Annotated in this window: 5 protein-coding genes; all 5 read right to left on the bottom strand. The window is 40.6% G+C overall.

Features of this window, described 5'->3' with window-relative positions:
- Window positions 1-134: 134 nt before the first annotated feature.
- Window positions 135-2,726: a beta-mannosidase gene (locus IR083_RS20705; protein WP_194225722.1), complete on the bottom strand. Its 2,592-nt coding sequence runs from the start codon at window positions 2,724-2,726 to the stop codon at window positions 135-137.
- 61 nt (window positions 2,727-2,787) lie between these two features.
- The gene (locus IR083_RS20700; protein WP_194225721.1) at window positions 2,788-4,989 is read right to left on the bottom strand and encodes an alpha-galactosidase; all 2,202 of its coding nucleotides are present in this window, start codon (window positions 4,987-4,989) and stop codon (window positions 2,788-2,790) included.
- A gap of 235 nt (window positions 4,990-5,224) precedes the next feature.
- Window positions 5,225-7,327: an alpha-galactosidase gene (locus tag IR083_RS20695; protein ID WP_194225720.1), complete on the bottom strand. Its 2,103-nt coding sequence runs from the start codon at window positions 7,325-7,327 to the stop codon at window positions 5,225-5,227.
- A gap of 12 nt (window positions 7,328-7,339) precedes the next feature.
- Window positions 7,340-8,941, bottom strand: coding sequence for a RagB/SusD family nutrient uptake outer membrane protein (locus IR083_RS20690; protein WP_006799475.1), 1,602 nt, complete (start codon window positions 8,939-8,941; stop codon window positions 7,340-7,342).
- A gap of 57 nt (window positions 8,942-8,998) precedes the next feature.
- Window positions 8,999-12,148, bottom strand: coding sequence for a SusC/RagA family TonB-linked outer membrane protein (locus IR083_RS20685; RefSeq protein WP_242052497.1), 3,150 nt, complete (start codon window positions 12,146-12,148; stop codon window positions 8,999-9,001).
- Between the last annotated feature and the right edge of the window lie 265 nt (window positions 12,149-12,413).

Genomic DNA, 12,413 nt, shown 5'->3' with positions numbered 1-12,413 from the left:
TCGGTAAGCAGCAAACAACTTGTTCTTTATATAATTCTCATTTATTGCTTACTGCTTATCCAATACATCAAAGCTGAAGGTACAGGTTTTATCCATATAGATAAAGTAAATTGCGTAAAAGTTCCTAACAGTACCTAGAAACCATCTCTTAACGATACAACCTTCAACTGTTTTTCAAATTCGGGCCGGGACAAAGATGTTTTTACTTTTACTACTGTTACTTGCCCCGGAAGGATATCAAAATAGTTATTCTCAAAGAAATTATCTATTCCTTCAACAGACATAAATACCGCACGGGCAAAATTATCGGACGACAAGGATACCTCATAGCCTTCATTAACAGGTTTTACCGTTTTAGATATGTTTGCCTGAGGAAAATTTATGTTCTTCTGTTGCAGCAGGAAGTAGTTATTTTTATAAATATTTCCCTTATTATCCGTCAGTTCCGCATGAATTACCACATCATTTTTTGCCGTTCCTTTCAATAAATCATTTACAGAAGCGGTAAATACATTCTTACTTGTATTTTTGGGTATTGTTATATTTAATTTTCTGCTGCCAATAATATGGCCATCCAGTTTTATGATCTTTAAATTTAGGGTTCCCTTCGATTCGGTAAGCCTGTCCGATACAATATAGATATCCAGTTTATCATCTTTAGCAATGGGGGAAACCAGCACATCTTTATACGCTTCACGGGCAAAGTAATGTTGCGCCTTCCAACGCCCATAGTAATCCCGGCTCGACCATGAAGCCACAGGCCAGCAATCGTTGTGTTGCCAAAAAAGAGTACCCATACAATAAGGCATATTTCTACGGTGCGCTTCCATCGCTATCTTTATAGCATCGCCTTGCAACACCTGATTCATATAAAGAAATGATTCAAAATCTTTTGGCTTCTGATATTCGTTCAACAGGTATTCTTCTATCAGATTATTGGCATAAGTACCTGCCCGCTGATGCTCCATCATCACCTCTGATGTAATTGCCCAATCTTCTTTTTTAGGTGCGTATATCTTTACCGACTCAAATTCGGGAAATGACTGAAATCCATATTCGCTGAAGAACCGGCTTTTCTCTGTGTTATACTGGGCAATAGGATGTTTCCCATGCCATACACCCCAGTAATGCCTGTCGCCGTGCTTATCGTCACAGCCTTGTCCCGGCAAGCCGTAGGGAGAAGAAGGCCAGTAAAAAGACTCAGGAGCATATTGCGCTACCATATCGGGTAGTAATTTGTGAAACAGATCGGCATATTGTTTCCACATAATACGGGCATATTCGGGATTTTGTTTTGTATAATCTTCGCGGCGTCCCCATCCGAACCAACCGTCATAAGCCTCATTATTACCGCACCAAACAGAAATGGAAGGATGATTCCGTAAACGCTTAATGTTATCTATCGCTTCATATTTCACATTTTCGAGATACGCGCCTTCCGAAGGATACATACTGCACGCGAACATAAAATCCTGCCATACCATTATGCCGTTTTCGTCGCACAGGTCATAGAAATAGTCTTCTTCGTAAGTACCCCCACCCCATACCCGGAGCATATTCATATTTACATCTACGGCATCCTGTATTGTTTTCCTGTACTTTTCGCGGGTAACACGGGGAAGGAAGTTATCGGAGGGAATATAATTCGCACCTTTGGCAAACACAGGAACACCATTCAATACAAAATAAAATGAAGCTCCGTCTTTATCCGTTTCATTCACGACTTTAATAGAACGTATCCCTGTCCGTATATTTTTGGTATCAACGGTTGCCGACTTCAGGTCTATTATTGTCGTAAACTCGTATAAATTGGGTTCTCCCAGTCCGTTACTCCACCACAAGCGGGGATTATCGATTGTAAAATCGACAGAAACGGTATTTATTCCTTTTTTCAGTTCCAAATCCTTTGTCCCATAAACCGTATTGTTATTTTTATCCTTTATTATTACTTTGACATCTGCTAAGTCCTTATCGGAAAGAAGTTCAGCGTGGGCCGTAATGCGGGCTGTTTTCGAACTGACTTCTTTCTGTTCTATAAATACATCTTCTATCTTCACATCATTCCAAGCCTCGAGATACACAGGACGCCAGATACCCGACGTTACCAAACGAGGTCCCCAGTCCCAGCCATAATGGTATCCTGCCTTGCGTGCAAATGTACTGACTGTTTTATTGAAGATTCCACCCTGTTGGGACTGATCGGGTCCGGTCGGATACTGAAAAGGCAAAGCGTCCCATTTGGGAATATCTTCTTTGATCGGTGAGCGGAAAAGGACTTCCAGCTTATTATCCTTCCGCTTCACCTTGTCTTTAATGTCTACTTTCCATTCACGGAACATATTATCACCCTCAAGAATACTTTCTCCATTCAGATAAACATGTACATACGTATCCAGCCCCATAAAGTGCAGGCGGATATTTTCTCTACTGAATGTGTCATCATCCAGGTCGAAGTGAGTTTCATACATCCAGTCTTCCTTGTCTACCCATTGTACACTTCTTTCGTTCAATCTGTAAAACGGATCTTCAATTATCCCGTTCGCAATCAGGTCGGTATGGATTACACCTGGCACTGTTGCCGGATACCAGTTGTTTAACCGCCACTGTCTGAATTTCCAACCCGAGTTGAGTTCTTTCTTTATGGGTATAGCCGATACCGGGTCACAAAATAATATGATCAATGCCAATAAGGTCAATTTGAGAGAATAATTTCTTAATAATTTCATTTGAATTAATTTTCTATAAATTATGTTGAGTCAGGATAACAGGATTAACTTATGCAGATCCTTATTCCTGAGAAATAAGCAAGACAGTACTATCGAACGGATTTCCTATATTCAGATTGATACCTGCTTTCATCAGATAATCACCGGAAAATACCTGCCCGTTTCCAGAGAAAGAGCTATTACCCGGTTTAACATTCAATTCTGTTATTCTATAATTCTTACCCGGATCGAGACCTTTCAGCTTGGTTTCAAGATATGTCGTACGCCCATGATACTTAAGGCTGTAAGCAAAAAAGACTGATTGCTTCTTATCTTTCGACACATACATATGCGATGCCCATCCATGCTTTCCATACGGAGATATCAGCCTGTACAGGTCGCCGAATTGTACAATCGGCCTGATTGTTTTATAGTCTTTTATTGCATTGACGGCAAATTCGTATTCGTCCCCAATGTCTTTGGGCTGCAGTTCCATTCCCAAACGGCCCGACATAGCCACATCGAAGCGGAACTTTAGCGGAGTTATCATACCAGTCTGATGATTAGGGCTGGTAGACACATGCGATCCTGTAGCGATAGCCGGGAAGAACAGATTTGTCCCATATTGGATAAAAATACGATCCAAAGCATTTGTGTTATCGCTCGCCCAAAACTCGGTATGATACTTCAATGCACCGAATTCCACACGTCCGCCACCGGAAGAGCATAACTGTATTTCTATATCGGGATATTTTGCCCTGATTCTATCATATACTTTATACAATCCCTTCACATATTCATACCAGAAATGAGTTTGCTCATCCTTGGGCAGATAATCGGACCCTACATTATCTACATGTCTGTTGGCATCCCATTTGATATAACTTATGTTTTTAGACAAGGAGACCACATCGTCAAATGTTTTAAAGACAAAATCCTGCACCTCAGGATTACTTAAATCCAATAGCCATTGGTTACGCATCGGAAGAATATCGCGTTTACCGCTTTTGACAATCCACTCCGGATGATTTTTTGCCAGTTCACTATCAGGATTAACCATCTCCGGTTCAATCCAGATACCAAATTTCACACCCTTACTTACTGCATAGTCTGCCAGGTAGTTAATACCTCTAGGTAGTTTTTTCTTGTTCACCTGCCAGTCGCCGAGACCTGCATTGTCACCATTACGCGGATATTTATTACCAAACCATCCATCGTCAAGTACAAACATTTCCACACCAAACTTAGCGGCATCGTCTATCATATCTGTTATAGTCTTTTCATCGAATGTAAAATAAGCGCCTTCCCAGCTATTGAGAATAACAGGACGCAATTTATCTCCATGAACAAGAGCGTATTTACGTGCCCAGTCATGATAATTTCTCGATAGCTGTCCCACACCGCTGGCGCTATAGGTCAGAATCATTTCGGGTGTTTCCAGTTTTTGTTCCGGTTTCAGATAGAAAGTAGAAGCGAAAGGGTTCATCCCCGCTACAATACCCAGCTTGCCTGTTTCATCGAGTTCAAACGATAATTTATAATTGCCCGACCATGCTAACGAGCCGCCGTATACTTCACCCGAGTCCTCATTCGCAGGCCCGTTTAATGAAAGAAGAAACGATGGATTCTCCGACTGGGTGGCTCTTACCCCTTTCTTTGTTTCTATCACTTTTAACCCATGAGTAAGTTCTTCCTCTTCCATCTGCATTTCGGCAGCCCATGTCCCGTTGAAATGGGTGAGATAATATGATTCGGCATGAATCGGGATATATGATGATGCCAGATTTTCTACTTTTATCCCGCTTTTTTCTTTATGGGATATCGTAACCGACTGTGCAATAATATTCTCTTTCTTATAAGCAATAAAACGGATATCTACATAGACAGGATACAATTTTTCTTTCAGACTTATAACTGTTTCTGTCCTGTTACTATCCAGAGTTTTTGTCTGAGTACCCACATAAACCAGTTCGGTAGTAAGGACTCCATCATCGTGTGTTAGTTTTAATGCAGGATTGAGATAATAACGCCCCCCGTATGCAGGATACATTTGTGAGGCAAAATCATCGTTTGTGTCGGGCTGTCCTTTTATTTTTTTGTCTGTGAATGAGGAAACCCCATTCAATTTGTTACCCCAATACTGAAAGATTACTTTTTCGTTGGGAGAAGCGGTGAATATCATCGCCAGATTGTCCGTTTCCACTTGTATAACTTTCTTTTCCTGACTGAATACGTTTAATGTCGTCAGAAATAGCAGAAAAATACTTAATACAGATGTTCTCATTTAAATTAGATGTTTTAGAAGACGTATCTACTTTGTATTTTTATACAAAGTAGATATTCTTTTTATTATTAATCTTTATTCCTTTTGCCTTCGATTTTGTGGAGAATACATATACACCTCTAAACAAACGAGAATTATTTGCCGCTCACTCATTCATTTGTATACGAGGTATATATGTATATCTGCCACACTAGATCATGATAACCAAACTCTCATCATTCTCTATTTATGCGGATTATTTATCTATTCTATATACTCTTACATCCTGTGACGGAACAGAGTATTGCAGATTATTATTGTTAATAGAAAGCTGAGTGGATGTCCACAGTTCTTTCACTTCTGATTTATCGGCATTCTTCAGTCCCACACGGGTCAGATCCAGATTTCCTTCTTTAACCGTATTTTTGTCAAAATTGAAGATAGCCACATAAATATATTCTTTTGTGTCTAGCATATACATCAATTCCGCTTTATCCGGCTCAGCGGCGGTATAGCCCTCTACCGGATAAAAAGACTTGCCTATACGTGCTATATCGTTGATATCTTTGTTTGTAGCCACTTTCATGGCTTTATCGCGGGCTTCCTTATCTCCGGGGAAACTTCTTTTCAGACTGAAATTATCACCCAGCATATAGATACCGGTAATAACAGCCGAAGTAATACGTCCTCTGTTGGCTCCTTCTTTATAATCTGCCGCCTCCTGAGGTTTATATAACAGGATATGGTCCGAATCGTTGAACGGATAAACGCGGTCGAGCCACCATCCGAATGAAAGGCTATTGAGCATATAACCTGTAGTGCCCCATTCACCTTCTGTCATCGCTCCCCATGCATCACAACTGATACGCTTCGATGTCCCATACTGAGATGGAAATGTAGGGGCGATGGACAAGGCCATAAACATATCTTCACCACACAGGTCCGACAGGTATTTCATACCTTCGTTATATGCCTGTACACCTGTTGTTACAGCAGGATTGTAGAAAGAATCGGCTTCGAGCGTGCCGTTATTGATAAAGTCGAGTTTCACATAAGTATATCCCAGTTTCTTAAATTTGTTGATGTAATAATCCATTCTTTGCTTTGTTGCCGGATGAGTCGGGTCTACGGCCAATGACTCCACTTTACGGGGTTTGCCGTTAGCATATAAGTAAATATCCTTGTATTTCCATTTGCCGTCAGTGCCCTCAACTGTAGCTTCTGCATTTCCGTGCCAGTCAGAAAACGGGCACCAATAGATCCCGGCTTTCTGCCCGTTAGCTTTACAATGCTCTACAAAAGTACGAAGTTGATCTTCTGAAAAGTTATCCCAGAAAGAATCCAGTCCGATATAAACAGTATTGTCGTTTTCGAAACTATTTGGCTGTAATTCATTTTTGAAGAAATCGGAAACATCTATTGCCCCCTCATAGTTTACTTTTTCTGCCATTGCAGCCCAGCTGTTCCAGCCAAAAGGTGTTCCGCCATTCCATTTACGGGGAGGAGCTACCAAAGCATTCGCTTCACCAAACGTCTCCAATCCTCGGCGCCAATCGGAGAAAAAGCCAAAGAATATTTTAGGCGATTTCAGGCTTTTTCCTTTTATACTACCGTGTTCTTTTGATGGCCTGTCCGGTTTGTCACTGATATCCCTTGTTAATTCATGAGCTACGCCGCCATAACATTCCAGTTCGGTAATATATTGATTGTCTTCCCCTTTGTAACGAATGCCAGTCTTCCATGTATCGTGTTCCACCGAGCCGATAACCAATCCGTTCCGATCCTTTCCATTGAATATGGACGTTACTTCGAAAGATATATCCTCTCCTGTCAGGGGAGATGAAAGGTAGTGTACAAAAGCATCATTATCGAATGGGACACGCAATGCTCGGTTACTGTCATCATGTGGTAAAAAAGTATTTCGTGCCATAGTGTACACCGGAGCTATATAATTACTGGAAATATCTGTTGAAGATTCCAGATATACTTCTGTAAGAAAGTATTCCTTATCAGAATAGAAATAATATACCTGTTTGATATCAGGTTTACCGGATAAGCCAGTATAACTGACAGTAAATTTTTGTCCATTGCCGAATATATCGGAAACAGATTCTTTAGCAATACTTACTTCCGGATAAGCAGTGCTTTCTATAAAGTCATCTCCTACTTTTGCTTTTACAAATACACCGGACAATATATTTTTTCCATTGTGATTGTAATCTAATGTTTTGGTACCTTCATTATAAATGACAGACCACTCTTTATTTTCTATTTTGTTTTCACTTGTACAAGATGCACATGCCAGAAGGCATATGCAACTTATACAAATAAAAGCTATAAAACCTGTTGTTTTAGCCATTTCGTTTTTATTTTAATTATATCCCGGGTTCTGATCTTCTTCCGTAATATCCGTACTGTTATTGATTTCGGTATTCGGAATGGGATAGCGCATGTGATATTCCTGAATCGTATTGGATTCTTTAGCCCATCGATTGCGTTCTTTGATCAGCTTCACAAAACTGCCGGTTCTGATAAGGTCCATTCGTCTCCATCCTTCAAAACAAAGTTCTCTCATACGTTCGTTCATCATCTCTTCTTTGAATTGTTCCTGAGAAAGGCCTTTCCACTCTTTATCAGCCGGAAGTGTTCCTCCCCAGGCACGTTTACGCACCTGATTGTTCACAACGTTGATCGCGTCGGCAGTTTTTCCTGTTTCATTCAGGCATTCGGCATAACAAAGAAGAACGTCCGCAAAACGAATCATCGGATAATTCTTACCCACCCTGTAATAACTTCTGTTAGAGACATTCGGATAAGCGGGTGCAAATTTATCAATGCGTCTATCTTCCCATTTTTTAACGTGGGGATCCAATTCATCGGCTGCATCTGTGGGAACGGTGTAGGTCTTACCATCGTAAATCCATTCATAACGCAGATTGACGTTTTTGCGCAAGTCTCCGTCTTCCCAAACTCCACCATCGTCTTTCATACTGTATGCATATACTGTCGGCATAATCACATCCCATCCTCCAAGATAGCATTCTTCGCTATAACCGGCTTGTCCCAGGGTTTTAGAACCAAAGTCCCACTGCCATCCGCTTCTTCCGTTGTCATTAGGTTCGTAGTTGATCTCAAATACCGACTCGGCAGAATTAAACTCCAACGTACCCCATTCGTCAAATAATGTCGCGTAACTAGGCTCTAAAGAATAGCGTCCGTCATTTATTTGCTCAAAATAACCGATGGCTTCCTGAAAATCACGATAACCGCTCTCCTGAGGCGCATACATACATACTTTGCCCAACATGGCTACAGCCGCCCCTCTGGTGGCACGATCCCCGGTCTGTTTGCCTTCGTCCAGATTTTCGGATGCGTATTTAAAGTCTTCAAAAATTTGTTTCCACACTTCAGTCAATGGTCTTCTCGATCTATCGATTTCTGTCTGGTTCAAATCTGTAATTTCAATAACCGGAACCTCTCCCCAATACATCGCCAGTTCAAACATAGACATGGCACGCATGAAACTGGCATTGGCTTTCAGTATCTTGATCCTTTTCAGTTTTGCCTCATCCGTCTCCGATTGTTCCAAAACACTAAGTCCGCAAACGCTCAACGATGCCGTATTTATGATAGGCCATTTACTCTGCCACATATTTGAAATTCTATCAGACTCGCTGTTTAACTGGCCATTATAGTAATCGAGCCCAGGCTGACTCGCATATGTCAACACTTCTTTAATACCTTGTTGGGCTTCGTCTGTACCTATCAGGTAAAAGGTAAAGCCCTGTCGTTGTACCTTCGAATCACGAAACGATTTGTATAAACCGTCAACCGTACGCTCCAAGATTCCTAAATCCTTATAAACCTGATCAGGCGTCAGCGCACCCTGAGGTCTTTCGTCTAAAAAATCGCTGCATGAATAGCTACCGAACAAACTGGCAACAGCAAGCAACACTATATTTATTTTTTTCATAATAATTTGGTTTATTTCTAATTCATTTTACAATCGGTTTCCCTCATTAATAAATAGTTAGAATGATACATTCAATCCAAAGACAAACATTCTTGTCGGCGGATACCAGTCTCCCATTTCAGGATCATAACCTTTGTATTGAGTCAGACAGAATACATTAGAAGCAGTGCTGTACACTCTCAGATTGTCCAGTTTCAGACTATTGACTATATTTCTCGGAAAAGTATACGACAAAGTCAGTGTTGATAAACGCAGATAAGAAGCGTTTTGTACAGAGAAATCCATTTGGCTGGCAGAAAACGGATTAAACGCCGACGCTCCATCGTTTCCATCCTGATACATAGGACGTGGGAATTTGGCATCTGTGTTTTCAGGTGTCCAACGATCCTGCAGATCGACGGAAGCCAGACTCCTGCCATTGCTACCAATAAGTGTTTCGTACAAAGAACTCAACTTTTTAGCCCCGTAGGAATAATTAAATACCGCGTTCAAAGAAATACCCTTATAAGTGAAATCTGTAGAGAATCCTCCATAAAACTTAGGGTCGGAGGAACCTACTATCACCCGGTCATTATCGTCTATTTTTCCGTCGGGTGTACCGTTCGGACCAGAAACATCCAGCGGATACAAATCGCCGGGTCCTACATTTTTACCCTGCCAGTCTATTTGGTTTAGGCGATCCATATCGCCGGCTTGAGCAATGCCTCCGGTTTTCCACGTGTAAATAGTGTTACGCGATTCACCCAAAAACAGGTTACCGTCTTTTTTCAGACTCTGCCAATCATCATATTTAAAGACGTGATCAACATCTCCATACAGCTTGGTAACTTTGTTTTTGTCTCTAGAGAAGTTTGCCGATATATTCCATTCCATATCTTTTGTTCTCAACGCATTAACGTCTACCGTAAACTCAATGCCCCGGTTCCTGATTTCGCCGATATTCACAACAGCCGTTTTAAAACCTGAAGTTTCAGCCAGATTTCTGGTCATCAACAGATCACTATTGGTAATATCGAAATAGTCTGCCGAAATCTTGATTCTATTGTTGAGGAATGCCATATCCAATCCGACATTGAATTGATGTTGCGATTCCCAGTTGATATCCAGTGTTCCTTGTTTAGAATCAGGAACGTAAACTGTAGAGTAACCGTTTTTAGGATCGTTTACTATATTGGGCTTATACAGGGTCATATAGGAATAATTGTCAATTTCCTGATTACCTACAATACCATACCCGACACGTACTTTCAATTGGTCGAAAAACGTCATATTTTTCATAAAGTCTTCCTGAGTAACGTTCCATGCCCCTGAGAAAGATGGAAATAAACCCCATCTGTTACCTTGTGAAAATTTAGAAGAACCATCATAACGGGCAGTAACAGTCAGGTAATATTTATCGGCGTATGTATAATTGCCTCGCACAAAATATGACATCAAGGATGAGGTATAAAAATCAGAACTGATAAGTCTGTCGTTAAGGCGTTCCGAGGCTCCTATGTTATGATATCCGAAAAGGTTGGAATCGAATCCACGTCCTGTAACATTGGTATAGTTACGTGAATTTTTAGATGTACTGGTCCCTATTAACGCATTAATCCGGTGAACTCCGAAAGTATTGTCGTACGAAATAGTATTGTCCCATTGCCAGGTTGTAACATTATCTCTTTTGTGTTCTGCTTCTCCCTTATTAGAGTAACGAATAGCTTGTTGGATATCGTTCGGCTGATATCTGAAAGTGGATTCTTCAAAATTATTAATTGCGAAAGTCGTCCTTATATTCAGTCCTTTAACCGGATTGATATTCAAGAAATTGGAGCTAATGATACGGTTTCTTACCCTGTCGTTGTCTATACGCAATGTTCCCAGTGGATTGAAGTAATTCTCATCATCATATCCTCCATAGTTTAGTGTAAGCAGATCGTAATCAACCGGCAACATCGGGTTAGCACCTCTTGCTTTGTCAAAAACATCGTCGTTGGCGTGTATTTGCGACTCTGTACGGATATACGAAGTATTTGTCCCTACTTTCAGCCAAGGTTTAACGTTAAAATCAATATTGACACGTCCCGTATAGTTTTTACTTCCCATCTTCTTTACCATACCTTGCTGATCAGAAAAACCAAAGCTTAAATAATAAGTTCCTTTATCGCTTCCGCCTGTAAAACTCAAAACATGATTGTGTTCCACCGCATCACGGGTGACCTCGTCCAACCAGTCATAATCCTTAAAATTGGGATTGTTATAGGCATCCAGTTCATACTGCCCGAATACATATCCTCCCCCGCCTCTTGGATTATAGGCAGTCATAATACGATTCTGCATGTTGGCATCAATTTCGGCCTGTGTCGCATTCGGATGTCTTGCCATAAAACTATTACTAGCCGCATCTCTGCGAAGCTCAAATAGCTGTTTTGAGTTCATTGTCGCAGGTCTTTTCGCATATGAACGAACCCCAACCCATCCGTCATAATTCACTCTGCCTTCTCCTTTACTCCCCTTTTTTGTTGTAACCAAAATAACACCATTAGCGGCGCGGGAGCCATATAAAGCTGTCGCCGAAGCATCTTTCAATACTTCAATAGAAGCTACGTCATTCAGGTTGACCGAGTTAAATCCGCCACCATAATTATCCATAACTAAACCGTCAACTACATAGATCGGATCGGTTTTTCCATCAATAGTGTTGATACCCCTGATTTTTATGGAAGAATCATCTCCCGGTTTCGCCGCAGAGTTAATAAGAACACCGGCTACACGGCCTTGAAGTGCCTGATTGATATTAGTCACCGGTCTTTCCTGTAATACTTTACCGCTCACCCCCGAAACAGCTCCGGTCAAGTCACTTTTTTTCATAACGGCGCCGACTACCACTACTTCATCTATCTGGAAATCCTGAGATTCCAATGAGATGTTTATTATTTCCCCTGTTACAGGGACTTCTTTAGATTCAAAACCTAAGAAAGAAAATACTAATGCTGCATTTTTTGCGGCTGATATAGAATATCTGCCTTCAATATCCGTAAATGTTCCTGTAGTAGTGCCTTTAACAACAACCGAAACACCTGTTAGAGGTTCTTTTGTCAGCCCGTCTGTTACAACTCCTGTAACATTTATACTCTGAGCAAAAGCAATGACTCCCGACATAAAAAACAGCAGAAGTGTAAGTACTGTTTTCAGCTCGGATTTGAGATTTATACGCTTGTTCATAAGTTATTTATTTTAGATAAAAAGATTTATGGTTTTAATTGTTTGAAATATAATAGACGTCGTGATCAGGTTTTTCAAAAAACTATCCATCTTCATTATGGATTCTTTTCTTTCATAGCATTTTTTATTTAAATGTTTATAATAAAATAACACAAATGGTAGCTCATGGATTATTTAATATGTTTTACCGGTATCCTTAATATCCACTCCGATGCAAATGTAAATTTAACCTTCTATTGCAGGAATTCCTGTCATGTCAAAAAAT

The organism is Dysgonomonas sp. GY75 (assembly GCF_015234155.1).
GTDB classification, from domain to species: Bacteria; Bacteroidota; Bacteroidia; order Bacteroidales; family Dysgonomonadaceae; genus Dysgonomonas; species Dysgonomonas gadei.
This window is presented reverse-complemented; position numbering and strand designations above follow the sequence as displayed.